This window comes from Actinosynnema pretiosum, assembly GCF_024171695.1.
Classification (GTDB): domain Bacteria; phylum Actinomycetota; class Actinomycetes; order Mycobacteriales; family Pseudonocardiaceae; genus Actinosynnema; species Actinosynnema pretiosum.
Genome location: NZ_JAMTCF010000012.1, coordinates 139,786 through 155,674, shown reverse-complemented (window position 1 = coordinate 155,674; position 15,889 = coordinate 139,786). Strand labels below are relative to the sequence as shown.

General features: G+C 72.5%; 16 protein-coding genes. 7 read left to right on the top strand and 9 right to left on the bottom strand.

The window, feature by feature from the left end; all coding sequences use genetic code 11:
* Positions 1-15: 15 nt before the first annotated feature.
* The 4 genes from LV78_RS24465 to LV78_RS24450 all read left to right on the top strand — a co-directional run bounded on the left by LV78_RS24465 (position 16) and on the right by LV78_RS24450 (position 3,853).
* Entirely contained in the window at positions 16-1,116 is a 1,101-nt protein-coding gene (locus tag LV78_RS24465; RefSeq protein ID WP_253847951.1) for an ABC transporter ATP-binding protein, read from the top strand.
* A 159-nt stretch (positions 1,117-1,275) separates the two neighbouring features.
* On the top strand, positions 1,276-2,175 hold the full coding sequence (locus tag LV78_RS24460; protein WP_253847950.1) for a metal ABC transporter solute-binding protein, Zn/Mn family: 900 nt from the start codon (positions 1,276-1,278) through the stop codon (positions 2,173-2,175).
* On the top strand, positions 2,172-3,014 hold the full coding sequence (locus LV78_RS24455) for a metal ABC transporter ATP-binding protein (protein ID WP_253847949.1): 843 nt from the start codon (positions 2,172-2,174) through the stop codon (positions 3,012-3,014). Before LV78_RS24460 ends, LV78_RS24455 begins: the two co-directional genes overlap by 4 nt.
* Positions 3,015-3,016: 2 nt before the next feature.
* Positions 3,017-3,853 (top strand): metal ABC transporter permease, encoded by an 837-nt coding sequence (locus LV78_RS24450; protein WP_253847948.1) that lies wholly within the window; start codon positions 3,017-3,019, stop codon positions 3,851-3,853.
* 155 nt (positions 3,854-4,008) lie between these two features.
* Here LV78_RS24450 and LV78_RS24445 read toward each other — a convergent pair whose 3' ends face one another.
* Positions 4,009-5,319: a GGDEF domain-containing protein gene (locus LV78_RS24445; RefSeq protein ID WP_253847947.1), complete on the bottom strand. Its 1,311-nt coding sequence runs from the start codon at positions 5,317-5,319 to the stop codon at positions 4,009-4,011.
* A gap of 378 nt (positions 5,320-5,697) precedes the next feature.
* Positions 5,698-6,921 (bottom strand): MFS transporter, encoded by a 1,224-nt coding sequence (locus LV78_RS24440; RefSeq protein ID WP_253847946.1) that lies wholly within the window; start codon positions 6,919-6,921, stop codon positions 5,698-5,700.
* A 439-nt stretch (positions 6,922-7,360) separates the two neighbouring features.
* Between LV78_RS24440 and LV78_RS24435 the strand changes: the two genes are divergently transcribed.
* Positions 7,361-7,642, top strand: coding sequence for a type II toxin-antitoxin system Phd/YefM family antitoxin (locus LV78_RS24435; protein ID WP_253847945.1), 282 nt, complete (start codon positions 7,361-7,363; stop codon positions 7,640-7,642).
* On the top strand, positions 7,635-8,039 hold the full coding sequence (locus tag LV78_RS24430) for a type II toxin-antitoxin system VapC family toxin (RefSeq protein ID WP_253847944.1): 405 nt from the start codon (positions 7,635-7,637) through the stop codon (positions 8,037-8,039). The genes LV78_RS24435 and LV78_RS24430 overlap by 8 nt, the downstream gene beginning before the upstream one ends.
* Before the next feature lie 39 nt (positions 8,040-8,078).
* On the opposite strand, the gene LV78_RS24425 is transcribed toward LV78_RS24430, so the two are convergent.
* From LV78_RS24425 to LV78_RS24395, 7 genes are all read right to left on the bottom strand, one after another.
* Positions 8,079-9,509 (bottom strand): MBOAT family O-acyltransferase, encoded by a 1,431-nt coding sequence (locus tag LV78_RS24425; protein WP_253847943.1) that lies wholly within the window; start codon positions 9,507-9,509, stop codon positions 8,079-8,081.
* A gap of 92 nt (positions 9,510-9,601) precedes the next feature.
* On the bottom strand, positions 9,602-10,567 hold the full coding sequence (gene rlmB / locus LV78_RS24420; RefSeq protein ID WP_253847942.1) for a 23S rRNA (guanosine(2251)-2'-O)-methyltransferase RlmB: 966 nt from the start codon (positions 10,565-10,567) through the stop codon (positions 9,602-9,604).
* Between the two features lie 5 nt (positions 10,568-10,572).
* Positions 10,573-11,967: a cysteine--tRNA ligase gene (gene cysS / locus LV78_RS24415; protein ID WP_253847941.1), complete on the bottom strand. Its 1,395-nt coding sequence runs from the start codon at positions 11,965-11,967 to the stop codon at positions 10,573-10,575.
* 82 nt (positions 11,968-12,049) lie between these two features.
* Positions 12,050-12,661 (bottom strand): HAD family hydrolase, encoded by a 612-nt coding sequence (locus LV78_RS24410; RefSeq protein WP_253847940.1) that lies wholly within the window; start codon positions 12,659-12,661, stop codon positions 12,050-12,052.
* A gap of 99 nt (positions 12,662-12,760) precedes the next feature.
* Complete coding sequence (gene ispF, locus LV78_RS24405; protein WP_096491221.1) at positions 12,761-13,228, bottom strand: 2-C-methyl-D-erythritol 2,4-cyclodiphosphate synthase; 468 nt, start codon at positions 13,226-13,228, stop codon at positions 12,761-12,763.
* Positions 13,225-13,917, bottom strand: a complete 693-nt coding sequence (gene ispD, locus LV78_RS24400; protein ID WP_253847939.1) for a 2-C-methyl-D-erythritol 4-phosphate cytidylyltransferase — start codon at positions 13,915-13,917, stop codon at positions 13,225-13,227. Before ispD ends, ispF begins: the two co-directional genes overlap by 4 nt.
* A 35-nt stretch (positions 13,918-13,952) precedes the next feature.
* The gene (locus LV78_RS24395) at positions 13,953-14,441 is read right to left on the bottom strand and encodes a CarD family transcriptional regulator (protein ID WP_015097852.1); all 489 of its coding nucleotides are present in this window, start codon (positions 14,439-14,441) and stop codon (positions 13,953-13,955) included.
* A gap of 258 nt (positions 14,442-14,699) precedes the next feature.
* Between LV78_RS24395 and LV78_RS24390 the strand changes: the two genes are divergently transcribed.
* On the top strand, positions 14,700-15,428 hold the full coding sequence (locus LV78_RS24390) for a copper chaperone PCu(A)C domain-containing protein (RefSeq protein WP_253847938.1): 729 nt from the start codon (positions 14,700-14,702) through the stop codon (positions 15,426-15,428).
* Positions 15,429-15,889 lie beyond the last annotated feature (461 nt).

Sequence of the window (15,889 nt, the reverse complement as noted above, 5' to 3'; positions counted from 1 at the left end):
GAAAGGTGCGCCACTATGGCAGAGGTCGCCTACGACAAGGCGTCGCGGATCTTCTCCGGCAACCCCCCGGTGCGAGCCGTCGACGAGTTGTCCCTCGACGTCGCGGACGGCGAGTTCCTCGTTCTGGTCGGCCCGTCGGGTTCCGGCAAGTCCACCGCCCTGCGGATGCTCGCGGGCCTGGAGGACGTGGACGAGGGCGCCATCAAGATCGGTGGCAAGGACGTCACCAACGTGCCGCCGAAGGGCCGGGACATCGCGATGGTGTTCCAGTCCTACGCGCTGTACCCGCACATGACGGTCGCGGAGAACATGGGCTTCGCGCTGAAGCTGCGCAAGGTCGCCAAGGAGGAGATCAAGCAGAAGGTCGCCGAGGCGGCGGCCATGCTCGACCTCACCAAGTACCTCGACCGCAAGCCGAAGGCGCTCTCCGGCGGTCAGCGCCAGCGCGTCGCGATGGGCCGCGCGATCGTCCGCGAGCCCAGCGTGTTCCTCATGGACGAGCCGCTGTCCAACCTGGACGCCAAGCTCCGCGTCGAGACCCGCGCCAACATCGCGGCCCTCCAGCAGCGCCTGGGCACCACCACGATCTACGTCACGCACGACCAGGTCGAGGCCATGACCATGGGCCACCGGGTCGCCGTGCTCAAGGACGGCCTGCTCCAGCAGTGCGACACCCCGCGCGCGCTGTACGACAAGCCTGCCAACGCGTTCGTCGCGGGCTTCATGGGCTCGCCCGCCATGAACCTGAAGACCGTGCCGCTGACCGCCGAGGGCGCGAAGCTGGACGGCCTGCTGGTGCCGCTGGAGCGCGCCAAGCTCGACGCCGCCTCCGGCGAGGGCCTGTCCGAGGTCGTCTTCGGCGTGCGTCCCGAGTCGCTGGCGCTGGTCGGCGAGACCGAGCCGGGCATGGAGATGGCCGTCGAGCTGGTCGAGGAGCTGGGCGCGGACGCGCTGCTGCACGGCGCGGTCCGCATCGGCGACTCCTCCGAGCGGTTCGTGGTCCGCGTCGACGGCCGCACCCCGCCCGCGCTGGGCCAGACCGTCAAGGTCGGCGTGCGCGACGCCTCCGAGGTGCACCTGTTCCACCCGGAGACCGGGCTGCGCCTGACCGACTGACGCGCTCGCTCCGCAGGACCTCGCAGGGCCACCCCCACGTTCGGGGGTGGCCCTGCGTGTTGTTTGCCCCATCCGGTGGACAAGGTGGTGGCGGAGAGTTCTAAACTGAACTCGACAACGGTTACCATTCCACTTTAGGTCCCCCTGAGGAGTCAGCCGATGACTGTGCGCACCACGCTGATCACCGCCGTGGCGGTGCTCGGTCTCACCACCGCCTGCGGCAGCGCCGACCAGGGCGGCAGCGACTCCTCCGGCGCCGCCGACGCCCCCGCCGGGGCCGTCTCCGTGGTCGCCTCCACCAACGTGTGGGGCAGCGTCGTCAAGGCGGTCGGCGGCAGCGACGTCGAGGTCGAGGCCCTGATCGACGACCCGTCCGCCGACCCGCACTCGTTCGAGAGCAAGCCCGCCGACATCGCCGCCGTCGCGGGCGCCAAGCTCGTCGTCGGCAACGGCGGCGGCTACGACGACTTCTTCGACAAGATCGTCGACGAGTCCGCGCAGGCCGCCAAGCGCGTCGACGCCTTCGCCCTCTCGGGCAAGGAGGAGAACGAGCACGTCTGGTACGACCTGGCCACCGTCCGCAAGGTCGCCGACAAGGTCGCCGAGGAGCTCTCCGCGATCGCGCCCGACAAGAAGGACGCCTTCACCAAGGGCGCGGCCGACTTCGGCGTCGCCCTGGACGGCCTCACCGCCAAGGCGGAGCAGATCAAGCCCGCCAAGGTCGTCGTGACCGAGCCGGTGCCCGCCTACCTGCTGGAGCTCGCGGGCGTCGAGGACCTCACGCCGGGCGAGTTCACCGAGGCCATCGAGAACGAGACCGACGTGCCCGTCGCCGCCGCCGCGGCCACCGGTGACCTGATCGTGAACAAGCAGGTCAACGCCCTGATCAACAACACCCAGACGGAGAACGCGGTCACGAACGACCTGGTCGCCAAGGCCGGGACCGCCGGGCTGCCCGTCGTGGGCATGACCGAGACGCTGCCGGAAGGCGTCACGGGTTACGTTGAGTGGATGACGAAGCAGGTCGACGAGCTGACCGCCGCGCTCGGGACGAAATGACCACCCAGACCAGCAGGCCCGACCGCCCCGCAGCCCAGCGCGGGGCGGTCTCGCTGCGTTCGGCCCGGCTCGCGTACGGCGACCGCGTCCTCTGGGACGGCCTTGACCTGGACGTGCGGCCCGGCGAGTTCATCGCGGTCCTCGGCCCCAACGGGTCAGGCAAGACCAGCCTGATGCGGGTCCTGCTGGGCCTGCAACCCCTCTCCGGCGGCAGCGTCGAGATCGCGGGGGCGCCTGCCGGGCGCGGCAGCCGCGCCATCGGCTACATCCCCCAGCAGCGCCCCGTGGACACCTCCACCGTGCTGCGCGGGCGCGACCTGGTCGGCCTCGGCCTCGACGGCCACCGCTGGGGCCTCGGCCTGCGCGGGCGCGCCGAGCGCCGCCGCCGCGTCGACGAGGTCCTGGAGGCCGTCGGCGCCACCGGCTACGCCGACCGGTCCGTCGGCCTGCTCTCCGGCGGCGAGCAGCAGCGGCTGCGCGTCGCCCAGGCCCTCGTCGGCGACCCGGCCGTGCTGCTGTGCGACGAGCCGCTCCTCTCGCTCGACCTCGCCCACCAGCGCGTGGTCAGCGAGCTGATCAACACCCGGCGGCGCACCTCGGACACCGCCGTCCTGTTCGTCACCCACGAGATCAACCCGGTGCTCCCGCTGGTCGACCGCGTCCTCTACCTGGTCGACGGCCGCTTCCGGATCGGCTCACCCGCCGAGGTCATGACCGGCGAGACCCTGTCCGAGCTGTACCGCACCACCGTCGAGGTGGTCAGGGTGCGCGGCCAGATCCACGTCGTCGGCGCGCACGGCGTGTGCGAGGACCAGCCGCACCACGCCGAGGAGCACTGACGATGGAGAGCCTGTTCGACTTCGCCACGACCGCCGAGCTGATCGGGCTGCCGGTCGTGCAGCGGGCCCTCCTGGCCGCCGCCGTCCTCGGCCTGGTCGCCGGGGCCATCGGCCCGCTGGTGATCACCCGCAAGATGTCCTTCGCCGTCCACGGCACCAGCGAGCTGGCCTTCACCGGCGGCGCCGCCGCCCTGCTGCTCGGCATCAGCGTCAGCTACGGCGCGGTGCTCGGCGCCGTCGTCGCGGCCCTGCTGCTCGGCCTGCTCGGCCAGCGCGACTCCGAGCGCGACTCGGTCATCGGCGCGGTGCTCGCCTTCGGCCTCGGCCTCGGCGTGCTGTTCCTGTGGCTCTACCCCGGCCGCGCGGCCAACAAGATGGGCCTGCTCGTCGGCCAGCCCATCGGCATCCCCGCCGGTGACGTGCAGGTGCTGGTGGTCTGCGCGGTCGTGGTGCTGGTGGTCCTCGCGCTGCTCTACCGGCCGCTGCTGTTCGCCAGCGTCGACCCCGACGTCGCGCTCGCCAGGGGTGTCCCGGTGCGCGCGCTGTCCCCGGTGTTCGCGGTCCTGGTCGGCATCACCACCGCGCTCGGCGTGCAGATCGTGGGCGCGCTGCTCGTGCTCTCCATGATGATCACGCCCGCCGCCGCTGCCGCCCGGATCACCGCCAGCCCGGTCAAGGCCACCGTGCTCGCGGTCGTGTTCGCCGAGGTCGCGGTGCTCGGCGGCATCGTGTTCTCGCTCGCGCCCGGCGTGCCGGTGAGCGCATTCGTCACCGCGATTTCCTTCGCCATTTACGTGATCTGCCGGATCGTCGGAAAATCACGCGTTCGGGCTGTTTGATCCCACGTTCGGGGGGATACCCGTGACGACCTGAGAGTGTCGCGCGAAGCGAGCGCCCGATGGGTCGAAACCACAATCCCCCCGAACCAGGCACCACCGGCGGAATCCACCACGCCGAGTGCCGATCAGCCCTGCCCGGACCGCCACCGCCGGGGTCAGGCCGTGCGCGGCACCCCGTGGTCCTGCAACCGGGCCAGCGCCGCCGGGCGCGGGCCGCCGATGTCCACGTTCGCCACCCGCACCTGGTTGCGGCCCCGCTCCTTCGCCGCGTACAGCGCCCCGTCGGCGCTGTGCTGGGCGTGCGCCAGCGCGTCCGGGCCCTCGCCCAGCACCGCGACCCCGATCGACGCCGAGATCGCCCGCACCTCCTGCCCGTCCTCGCTCACCGGCAGGTCGCGCCCGCGCAGGTGCACCGTGCTGCGGTGCTTGTCGGTGGTCACCACCACCATCGAGCCGATCGCCTCCCGCACCCGCTCGGCGATCGCCGTGCCCTCGGCCAGCCCGGTGTCGGCCAGCACGACCACGAACTCCTCGCCGCCGTCCCGACCGGCCACGTCGCCCGGCCGCAGCTTCTCCCGCAGGATGCGCCCCACCTCGGCCAGCACCGCGTTGCCCGCCGGGTGCCCCCAGGTGTCGTTGATCCGCTTGAAGTGGTCCAGGTCGATCGCCAGCACGGTCACCGGCTTGCCGTCGATGCGGCCCCGCTCGGCCAGCCGGTGCGCGAACTCGGCGAGCCCGGTCGTGTTCAGCAGGCCGGTGCGGAAGTCGGTGTGCGCGTCCTGGGTGAGCTGCTGGTGCGCCTGCGCCTGCTCGGCCAGCAGCCGCTCCAGGTGGGCCTGCCGCTCCGACCCCCGGTGCAGCAGCGCGTTCGCCAGCACCACCGGCACCACCATCAGCAGCGGCGCGGCCCAGTGCGTGGCGGCCAGCAGCCCGAGCAGCGCGCCGACGCCCAGCGTGGTCGCCTCCAGCATGTTGTCCCCGCGCGAGCCCAGCGTGTCCGCGAACCGGGTGCGCGGGTTCAGGATCTTCAGCACGCCGGACATCAGCACGACCTGGGTGAACCAGTACAGCGCGGCGGTCAGCGCCAGCACCGCGAGCAGCCCCAGGTCGCCCAGCAGCCTGCCGGTGGCCAGCAGCGGGAAGCCCGCCTCGCGCACCGCGACCCCGGCCAGCACCGTGCTGGCCACGATGTGCGTCGAGGTGAACACGAACCGGTAGGGCTGGCGCCGCGCGATCGGCTGGGTGACCACCCGCAGCAGCAGCACGATCAGCACCGCCAGCGGCGCGGGCAGCACCACCGCCGCGGCGAACGTCCACACCGAGGTCAGGTCGAAGTACAGGCTCGCGGACTCGTCCCGCCGCGACTCCTCGGCCCGCCGCACGATCGTCAGGTGCACCGTCACGGCCGCCGCGAGCGCCCCGAACCGGAACCAGTCCGACTCGGAGGCGGACCCCACCCCGGTCATCAACCAAATGGTGGAAATCAACACCACCAATTCGATGGAAAGGATGTAAGCGATCGCGGCCGGGCGCAGGGACCAGAGCTCCCAGTTCCGCCCGGCGGACACGCCCGGTGTCGTGGGCGGTTCGTGATCGGGCAAACTGTTCGCCACCACGTCCCCCTACACTCGACCCGTCATCACCCGGCGCATTGCCGTCGCGGCCGATGCCGCCCTTCGATCCCCACCGCAGCAGGTACCCGGAATCCGGGAGGAGGAGTGTTCGCCATGCGCAACCGCGAGTGGTGACCCCACCGGCCTCCCCGGTCCCCTCCGAATCCCCGTGCCCGCAGACCGCGCCCGCGTCGTCTCGTCAGGGAAATCGTCATCCATGATGAGTCCGTTTCACGTGGTCACCGCATCGGGGCCCGCCTTCGCGCGGGCCCTCCTCCAGGCTACGGTCGCCTGCGCGGCGAGCAGCAGCCCGACACCGCCCGCGCCCGCGATCGTCGCGGTCACCGAGCCAACAGCGTGCGCCACGACGCCCGCGAGCGCCATGCCACCGCCCTGGCTGGTGCGCAGGGCGGTGCGCGCGATGCCGAACGCCCGGCCCCGGTAGGCGTCGGGCAGCAGCCGCATCCAGGCCGCCCGCGCGGGCGTGTGGTAGGCCCCGGCCATGCCCGCGATGACCAGCAGCACGATCGCCCAGGTCAGGTTCGGCTCCAGCGCGAACAGCACCAGCGGCGCCAGCGACAGCACCGCCAGCGGCCCCATCAGCCGCTCCCGCTGCCGGGGGTCGCGCACGAACCGGAAGAGCAGGGCGACGCCCAGCACGTTCGCCGCGGGCTCGACCGCCAGGATCAGCCCGACCGCCCACACCGCGCCCAGCCCGTCCGCCAGCGGCACCGCCAGGCCCTCCGGCACCATCGCCAGGCCTGCCAGCAGCCGCATCGCCAGCAGCGAGCGCAGCCGGGGCTCGGTCAGCAGCAGCGCCAGCGCGCTCCGCGCCCCCTCCGGGTCCTCGGGCGCGCTGCGCGGCGCGGCGGCGGGCCGGTGCCGGACGGACAGCTGCACCAGCACCGCGACCAGCGCGAAGCTCGCGGCGTCCAGCGCCAGCGCGGCGCCGGGACCGGCCCAGGTCACCAGGAACCCGGCGGCGGCCAGCCCCACCATCTGGGCGACGTCCACCGAGGTCCCGAACAGGGCCACCCCGTCGTCGTAGCGGTCGTCCGGCAGCACCGAGGGCAGGCTCGCCTCCTGCGCGGCCAGGAACGGGGAGGCGACCATGAGGGCGGAGAACAGCAGCGCGACCATGCCCCACAGCGGCACGCCGGGGATCGCCATCGCGCCCACCAGCACGGCCTGGAGCCAGGCGCACGCCACCATCACGGTGCGGCGGGGGTAGCGGTCGGCGACCCAGGCCAGCAGCGGCCCGGACACCAGCGGCGGCAGCAGCGTCGACGCCCAGGTCACGGCGGTCCACGCGGGGGAGCCGGTGCGCTCGAACACCAGCAGGGACAGCGCCACGGCGGCCAGCTGGTCACCGGCCGTGGACACCACCGAACCGATCCACAGCCCGCGGAACTCGCGGTTGCCCACCAGCGCGCGCAGCGCGCCCCCGGAGGTCACCCGCGCCCCCGGACACCGGACCCCGATGAGCGAGTCACGTCATCCCCACCAGAAGCAACTGATCCTCGAGGCCCGCGCGCGGGGCGGCGGTGGTCGACCGCTCGGCGTCCCGCGAGAGCGCGCACCCGAAACCGACTTGATTGACCGCGTGCGGCGGTTATCGGTTGGGAAAGAGTCCACGTCCTTTGCTGAGTCGGTCCTCCCGGCGGCCGGTCCCCGCCTCGACCGCGCCCACCCTACGTCACGACCCGGTGCGGGCGCGCCGGGCGCGCTGGGCCGAGCGGACCACGAACGGGTCGAGCGTTGGGACGCGGCGCGGCGGCGGTCCGGGGGAGCGGCGGGAGGGGCGGCGCACCGCCGTTCGGGGGAATAAAGGAATAAGCGATCGTACGGCGCCTGCTTGTAGCACGACGTGCTACAGCGGGTTAGACTGGTTCTCATGAAGGTCATCAACCAGCGGGAGTTCCGCAACAACTCCGCTGAGGTCATGAACGCGGTCGAAGCGGGGGAGGTCTTCCACATCACTCGCAACGGGGTCGAGGTGGCCGAGGTCCGCCCGCTGTCGCGCAGGCGGCGGTTCACCGCCGAGGAGCTGGTCGCGCGGCACCGCGCACTGCCCAAGGTGGACTACGAGCTCATGAGGCGTGAGGCCGATGAGTTCTTCGGCACCGAGGACCGGATCGGCGACGGCGACGACCCGTGGGAGCGGGCCCGTGGCTGAGCGGCGTGCGTCGGGTGTGCTGGACACCTGCGTCTACATCGACCTCGACTCGCTGGACCCGCAGGCCCTGCCCCAGCTCCCCGAGCTGACCGCGATCACCCTGGCGGAGCTGCACCAGGGCGTCGCGATGGCCAAGGACCCGGTCACGCGCGCCGCGCGGACCGAGCAGTTGGGGGCGGCGATCGTCGAGTTCGAGCCCCTGGTCTTCGACGAGCGGGCCGCCGCGCGCTTCGGCACGCTCGTGACGCTGACCCTTCAAGCAGGCCGCGACCCGAGGCCGAGGAAGATCGACCTGATGATCGCCGCCATCGCGTCCTCGCGGGACCTGCCGCTCTACACGCGCAACGTGAAGGACTTCACCGGGCTCGACGGCATGGTCGAGGTCGTCCAGGTGTGAGCGCCCCGGAACCCCGAGCGCCCCACGACCGCCCGCCCCTCAGAACTGGTAGTACAGGAACGGGCTGAAGGTCCCGCCCGCCACCAGGATCGCCGCGTACAGCGCGCCCACCGTCATCACCGCGACCCGCAGCCCCGTCGCGACCCGCGTGCGCGCCGACTCCAGGTACGGCCCCGTCACCGGGTGGTTCGGCAGCAGCACCACGACCAGCGCCAGCGCCAGCAGCGCGATCCGCTGGTTCGTCGCCGCCGCCGCCACCGCGTCCGGCAGCCCGTCGAAGTCCGGGACCAGCATGTTCCCCAGCACCGAGAACGCCGTGCCGAGGTCCGGCGACCGGAAGAACACCCAGCCGACCACCACCAGCAGGAACGTCAGCGCCCGCCGTCCCAGCAGCGCCTTGCGCTCCTCCGGGGCCTTGGCCCAGCCGAACCGCCGCTCCACGATCAGCAGCGCCCCGTGGAACACGCCCCACACCAGGAACGTCCAGTTCGCCCCGTGCCAGAACCCGGTCAGCACGAACACGATCGACAGGTTCCGGTACGTCGTCCACGTCCCCCGGCGGTTGCCGCCGAGCGGGATGTACAGGTAGTCCCGGAACCACCGCGACAGCGACATGTGCCACCGCCGCCAGAACTCGGTGATCGTCACCGACGAGTACGGCCGCGCGAAGTTCTCCGGCAGCCGGAAGCCCAGCATCCGCCCGAGCCCGATCGCCATGTCCGAGTACCCGGAGAAGTCGAAGTACAGCTGCAGCGCGTAGCCGATCGCGCCCAGCCACGCCACAGACCAGGTCATCTCGTCCGAGGGCGTGGCGAACGCGGCGTCCACCAGGGGCGCCAGCGAGTCCGCGACGATGACCTTCTTGCACAACCCCAGCGCGAACCGGGGGAACCCCGCCGCGATGTCGTCCAGCCGGTGCGTGCGCTCCTGCGGCAGCTGGTCGGCGATCTCCCGCCACCGCACGATCGGCCCCGCCACGAGCTGCGGGAACATCGCGATGTACGTGATGAACGAGACCGGCTCGCGCAGCGCGGGCCGCTCGCCCCGGTACACGTCCACCACGTACGAGATGTGGTGGAACGTGTAGAACGAGATGCCGATCGGCAGCGCCAGGTGCACCACCGGCAGGTCCGCGCCCACGATCGACGCGATCGCCGCCAGCTGCTCGGTCGCGAACCCCAGGTACTTCCACACCAGCAGCACGGCCAGGTCGAAGCCGATCACCCCGACCAGCAGCACCCGCCGCTTGTCGGCCGCCAGCGGCCCGTCCGGGGCCAGCCTCAACCCCGCCAGGTAGTTCACCACCATGCAGGCGATCAGCAGCAGCGTCGTGCCGCCCGCGCCCGTCACGTAGAACAGCAGGCTGGCCACCGCGACGATCCCGTTGCGCCAACTCCTGGGCGCGACGAGGACCGTCGTCAGCACGACGGGCACGAAGAACCAGAGGAACAGCGGAGTGGCGAAGGACATCGCGGGTGAGGGTAGCCGGGGCAGGGGTGATCGATCTCGGGAGTCGGCGAGTTGGGCGGCCCCCGTGAGGGCCGCCACCACCCGTCGACCCGCTAGCGGGCGTCCAGCCTGCGCCTGCGCGCGACCTCGGCGAGCACGACGCCCGCCGCGACCGACGCGTTCAGCGACTCCACGTTCGACGCCATCGGGATCGACACGGTCTGGTCGCAGGTCTCCCGCACCAGCCGGGACAGCCCCCGGCCCTCGGAGCCCACCACCACGACCAGCGGACCCGTCGCCAGGTCGAGGCCGTCCACGTCCACGTCGCCGTCCGCGTCGAGGCCGATGACCATCAGCCCCTCCTCGGCCCACTCGCGCAGCTGCCGGGTCAGGTTCGTGGCCACCGCGATCGGCAGCCGCGCCGCCGTGCCCGCGCTGGTCCGCCACGCCACCGCCGTCATGCTGGCCGAGCGCCGCTGCGGCAGCACCACGCCGTGCGCGCCGAACGCCGCCGCCGAGCGCACCACGGCGCCCAGGTTGCGCGGGTCGGTGACCCCGTCCAGCGCGACGAGCAGCGGCGGGCGGCCCGAGTCCCTCGCGGCCCTGAGCAGGTCGCGCGGCTCCGCGTACTCGTACGGCGGAACCTGGAGCCCGAGGCCCTGGTGCATCGCGCCGCCGGTGATCCGGTCCAGCTCGCCGCGCGCCACCTCCAGGACGGAGATGCCCCGGCTCGCCGCGAGCTGCACCGCCTCGGTGACCCGGTCGTCCGCGTCGATGCCCAGCGCCACGTACAGCGCCGTCGCCGGGATGCCCGCGCGCAGGCACTCCACGACCGGGTTGCGACCCGCCACCGTCTCGGGGGCCGCGTCGGCGGCCTTGCGCCGCTGCTGGCGGGCCGCGGTGGCCTTGGCCGCCGCGTTCGCCTTGCGGTAGGCCGGGTGGTTCGGCCGGTCCTGCGCCTTGGGCGTCGGGCCCTTGCCCTGCAGGCCCTTCGACTTCTGACCGCCGGAACCGACGACCGCGCCCTTCTTGGAACCGGGGTTGCGCATCGCCCCCCGGCGCTTGGAGTTCCCTGCCACGAGCTTCAGCTGTCCTTCAAAGTCCACAGTGGACCGTCGGGGGTGTCCTCGACGGCGATTCCGGCGGCGAGCAGGCTGTCGCGCAAGGCGTCAGCCCGCGCGAAGTCCCGCTCCTTGCGGGCCGCCACCCGGTCGGCGAGCACCCGGTCCACCAGCGCCTTCAGCGCGCGGGAGGTCCCGCTCTCGCGCCCGGCGGAGGCGGACCACCGCTCGGACAGCGGGTCGAGCCCGAGCACGGCGGTCATGGCCCGGACCGACGACGCGGCGGCGCGAGCCCCGGTGTCGTCCCCGGACTCCAGCGCCGTGTTGCCCTCGCGCACCCGCTTGTGCACCGCGGCGAGCGCGCCGGGGGTGCCCATGTCGTCGTCCATCGACGACACGAAGTCCTCGCCGAGCTCGCCGTCCGCGTCCACGGCCCCGGTGCGCTCGACCACGCGCCGCAGGAACGACTCGATCCGCCGGTAGGCGGTGACCGCCTCGTCCAGCGCGGCGGGGGAGTACTCGATCGTCGACCGGTAGTGCGGCCCGACCAGGTAGTACCGCAGCTCCGGCGCGCGGACCTGCTCCAGCATCGCCGGGATCGACACGGTGTTCCCCAGCGACTTGGACATCTTCTCGCCGCTGAGCGTCACCCAGGCGTTGTGCATCCAGTACCGGGCGAACCCGTCGCCGACCGCCCGCGACTGGGCCTGCTCGTTCTCGTGGTGCGGGAAGATCAGGTCGATGCCGCCGCCGTGCACGTCGAACGTCGAGCCCAGGTACTCGGTCGCCATGGCCGAGCACTCCAGGTGCCAGCCGGGCCGCCCGTCGCCCCACGGCGTCGGCCACGAGGGCTCGCCGGGCTTGGCGGCCTTCCACAGCGTGAAGTCGCGGGGGTCGCGCTTCCCGGTCAGCTCGGACTCGCCCTGCTGGACCTCGTCCACCCGCTGCCCGGACAGCTTCCCGTACTCGGGGAACGAGGACACCGAGAAGTACACGTCGCCGTTCGCGGCGTACGCGTGCCCGGCGTCGATCAGCCGCCGCATCAGCTCGACCATCTGCGTCACGTGCCCGGTGGCGCGCGGCGCGTAGGTCGGCGGCAGGCAGCCGAGCGCCTCGTAGGCGTCGTCGAAGGCCCGCTCGTGCTCGAACGCCCAGTCCCACCAGGTCCGGTCGTGCTGGGCGGACTTGACCAGGATCTTGTCGTCGATGTCGGTGACGTTGCGCACCAGCACGACCCGCTCGTGGGTCCGCGCGAGCCAGCGCCGCAGCACGTCGAAGTTGAGGCCGCTGCGCACGTGCCCGATGTGCGGGACGCCCTGCACGGTCGCCCCACACACGTAGATCGACGCCGTTCCGCTGATCTGCGGGCGGAACTCCCGCAGTTCTCTGCTTGCGGTGTCGTAGATGTGGAGGCTCACCCGGAGAATGGTACGGGCGATGGCCAACCGGGGGTGAACCGCCTTTCGGCGGCAGGGACTTCCGGTGTCCGGGACGCGGCGGCTAGGCGTGCCGGGAGATCGCCCTCAGCAGCGCGTCCGGCCGCTCCTGCGTCGGCAGCGGCTCGACCAGCTCGAACCGGCAGCCCACCGCGCGCGCCCCGCCGTCCGCCTCCTCGCTGTCCCCGATCATCAGCGCCTCGCGCGGCTCGACCCCGAGCCGCTCGCAGGCCACCTCGAACAGCTTGGGGTCCGGCTTGACCGCGCCCTCCTCGTAGGACAGCACGAACTCGTCCACCCGCCCGAGCACCCCGTGCCTGGCGAACACGGTCCGCACGTCCCAGCCGATGTTGCTGACCACGGCCGTGCGCAGGTGCGTGCCCAGCGCGACCGCCGCGTCCGGGTAGGCCTGCCAGCGGGTGGGGGAGAGCAGGCTCTCGTAGAACCCGTCCGGGTCCTCGGCGCCCGCGCTCGCCAGCACCTCGACGTGCGCCTCCCGGTGCGCCACCGGGTCGAGGTCCCGCCGCTCCCAGGTGGCCGCGTCGACGGCGAACCCGTCCGGCAGGCCGAACGGCGAGGTCAACGCCCGCATCAGCTCCCCGTGGACCGCGAACGAGGGGTGCTCCAACCGGAAGAGCGTGTTGGAGAAGTCGAACAGCACCGCGCGGATCGTCACGTGCCGACACGCTACGTCGTCACGGGCGCGCAAGTCCCGACCACAAGACGCACACCACACCCGGCCGCTTCGCCCCCGCCCCGGTGGGACGCGGGGGTGTCAGCCCCTGGGGAGCAGCAGCGCGGTCGCGACCGCCGCGACGCCCTCGCCGCGCCCGGTGAGCCCGAGCCCGTCCGTGGTCGTCCCGCTCACCGAGACCGGCCCGCCCAGCACCTCGGACAGCACCTTCTGCGCCTCGGCCCGCCGCTTGCCCACGCGGGGCGCGTTGCCGATCACCTGGACCGCCGCGTTGCCCACCACGAACCCCTCGGCCTCGACCAGCCGCCTGGCCTCCGCGAGGAACTCGACGCCGTGCGCGCCGGACCACCGGGGGTCGCTGGTGCCGAACACCGCCCCCAGGTCGCCCAGCCCGGCCGCAGACAGCAGCGCGTCGCACAGCGCGTGCGCGGCCACGTCCCCGTCCGAGTGCCCGGCGCACCCGTCGGCGCCCTCCCAGAGCAGCCCGACCATCCAGCAGTCGCGACCCGGCTCCACGGGGTGCACGTCCGTGCCGATGCCGACCCTCACCCGGTTCCTCCCACGAGCAGCGCCTCCGCGACCGCGAGGTCGAAGGGCGTGGTGACCTTCATCGCGTCCTGGTGCCCGGCGACCGTGACCACGGGCACACCGAGGCGCTCGACCAGACCAGCGTCGTCCGTCGCGTGCAGACCGGACTCGTGCGCTTCGCGGAGCGTGGCCGCGTCGAAGCCCTGCGGCGTCTGGACGACGCGCAGCAGCGCGCGGTCGGGGGTGTCGACGACGACCCCTTTCGTGTCGACCCGTTTGACGGTGTCCGCAACGGGCAACACCGGGATGACCGCTGGGTGGCCCGCCAGCACGGCGTCCACCACGTCCCTGATCACGCCGGGAGGGGTGAACGCGCGAGCGGCGTCATGCACCAGGACCACCCGCACGTCCGGCACCTCGGCCAGCGCGTGCTCCAGCGCCAGGCGGACCGAGTCCGACCGCTCGGCTCCCCCGGCCAGCACGTGCACCGCCCCACCGGCGGGTGCCAGCGGGGCGGTGACGGTTCTCACCTGGTCCACATCGGACGGCGGCGCCGCGACGACGACGTGCCGCACGCGTCCGGACTCGAAGAGCCCTCGGATCGCGTGCGCCAGAAGTGGCACGCCTGCCACCGGGACGAGGGCTTTGGGCATGCCGAAACCCAACCGCTCACCCCGGCCCGCCGCGGGCACGAGCGCGACAACACCCATGTTCGCGGTGTTCCGTGTGGTCTGCTCGTTGAAGATCAGGACGCGGTCGCGAGGACCTCGTCGAGGAGGACCTCGGCCTTGTCCTCGTCGGTGCCCTCGGCCAGCGCCAGTTCGCTGACCAGTATCTGCCGGGCCTTCGCCAGCATCCGCTTCTCGCCCGCCGACAGCCCGCGGTCCTTCTCGCGCCGCCAGAGGTCACGCACCACTTCGGCCACCTTGTTCACGTCACCGGACGCGAGCTTCTCCAGGTTGGCCTTGTACCGCCGCGACCAGTTGGTCGGCTCCTCGGTGTGGGGAGCGCGCAACACCTCGAAGACCTTGTCCAGGCCCTCCTGCCCGACCACGTCGCGCACGCCCACGATCTCGGCGTTGTCGGCGGGGACGCGAACAGTGAGATCACCCTGGGCAACCTTGAGGACGAGGTACTTCTTCTCCTCGCCCTTGATCAAGCGGGTCTCGATCGCTTCGATGAGAGCGGCACCGTGGTGCGGGTAGACGACGGTCTCTCCGACCTTGAAAACCATGTGTCCTCTGCCCCTTTCGCTGACTCCATCCTAACACGTCGGGCAATCCCCTCATCGGTCTCCGGGGATCGGTTCGCGCTGGTCAGGGCCGCGCGGGGGGTTGACAAACCACCTGTTCGCGTGCAACGGAAGCGCTGCGTCACCGTGCGCTAGGCCACCACGTGCCGCCGGTCGGGGCGGTCCCGGTTAGGCTCCTTGATCGGTGGTCGGGCCTGGTCCTGCCGCTCCCGTCAACACACCGGAAGGATCTGAGCAGCCGTGGGTCGCGCACAGCAGAAGTCCCCAGCTCCTCGCCGCGCGGTCGTCGTCGCCGCCGCGGTCGCTGGCATCGGTCTCATCGCAACGGCTTGCGGCGCGGGGCAGATCACCCAGACCAGCCACAAGGTGGCCGCCGTCAACGGCGCGTCCGGTGACGTCGGCGTCATCGCGGTCCGCGACGCCCAGCTCCAGTTCCCGCTCGAGGACGGCCTGTACCCGACGGGCGGCTCCGCGCCGCTGGTGGTCAGCATCGTCAACAACGGCACCGAGCTGGACCGGCTCACCTCCGTCACCAGCACCGCGTCCGGCGAGGCGGAGCTGAGCGGCGACGTCGAGCTGGAGCCGACCACGAGCATCGTGGCGGAGACGGTGGAGAACGCCCCCGGCACCTCGGCCCGCCCGACGACCACCTCCGCGCCGTCGAGCGCGGCGTCGTCGTCCTCGGCGCCCACGTCGGGCTCTGCGGCGTCTTCGGCGTCTTCGGCGCCTTCCGCTTCCTCGGCGCAGCAGTCCTCGGCCGCGCCGAGCAGCGCCCAGTCCTCCTCCGCCCCCGAGGCCACCGCCGAGCCGGGCAAGGTGCGGATCGTGCTGCCGGACTTCACGCAGGACGTGCGGCCCGGTCAGACCATCAAGGTGACGTTCCGGTTCGAGAAGGCCGGGCAGCTGACCCTGGACGTGCCGATCGGCGCGACCCCGGAAGCGCGCGTGGAGCAGAAGTCCGAGCACTGAGCCTCCGAGCGTCCTCCTGGGACGCCTGAGCGCCCCTGAGCTCGTCCGAGGGCCCCTTGGCGGTGATGACACCGGTGAGGGGCCCTCGGGCTTGTGTCGGGGGAGTGGGGGTGGCGGAACGGGGTCGGTGGTCGACGCGCGGTGACCGGTGGTGTCGCGCGGGAGAGCGGGCACCGGGGCGGAAGCGTTTGCGGCGGGGGCGGAGAGCGCCTCGCGCCCGCCGGATCGCCACGCCGACCGGACCTCCACGCTGGCCAGCCCACCCCCCGGCGCACCCACCGGCCCAGGGACGCACCGCACCCACGGGCCCACGGCACCCACGGACCCGCCGGGTTCCGGGACTACCGGCCCGCGCCCACTGGCCTCACGCCCACCGACCACGCGCCGTGAGCCTCGTGCCCGCCTGCCCCGCGCCCACCGGTTCCCTTGCGCCCCCGCCGGAACCCCGCCCTGCGGAGTCC

Coding starts and splice junctions, on each gene's coding strand:
- LV78_RS24465 (WP_253847951.1), top strand. CDS start 16: ATGGCAGAGGTCGCCTACGACAAGGCGTCGCGGATCTTCTCCGGCAAC.
- LV78_RS24460 (WP_253847950.1), top strand. CDS start 1,276: ATGACTGTGCGCACCACGCTGATCACCGCCGTGGCGGTGCTCGGTCTC.
- LV78_RS24455 (WP_253847949.1), top strand. CDS start 2,172: ATGACCACCCAGACCAGCAGGCCCGACCGCCCCGCAGCCCAGCGCGGG.
- LV78_RS24450 (WP_253847948.1), top strand. CDS start 3,017: ATGGAGAGCCTGTTCGACTTCGCCACGACCGCCGAGCTGATCGGGCTG.
- LV78_RS24445 (WP_253847947.1), bottom strand. CDS start 5,319: ATGACCGGGGTGGGGTCCGCCTCCGAGTCGGACTGGTTCCGGTTCGGG.
- LV78_RS24435 (WP_253847945.1), top strand. CDS start 7,361: ATGAAGGTCATCAACCAGCGGGAGTTCCGCAACAACTCCGCTGAGGTC.
- LV78_RS24425 (WP_253847943.1), bottom strand. CDS start 9,509: ATGTCCTTCGCCACTCCGCTGTTCCTCTGGTTCTTCGTGCCCGTCGTG.
- ispD (WP_253847939.1), bottom strand. CDS start 13,917: ATGGGTGTTGTCGCGCTCGTGCCCGCGGCGGGCCGGGGTGAGCGGTTG.
- LV78_RS24395 (WP_015097852.1), bottom strand. CDS start 14,441: ATGGTTTTCAAGGTCGGAGAGACCGTCGTCTACCCGCACCACGGTGCC.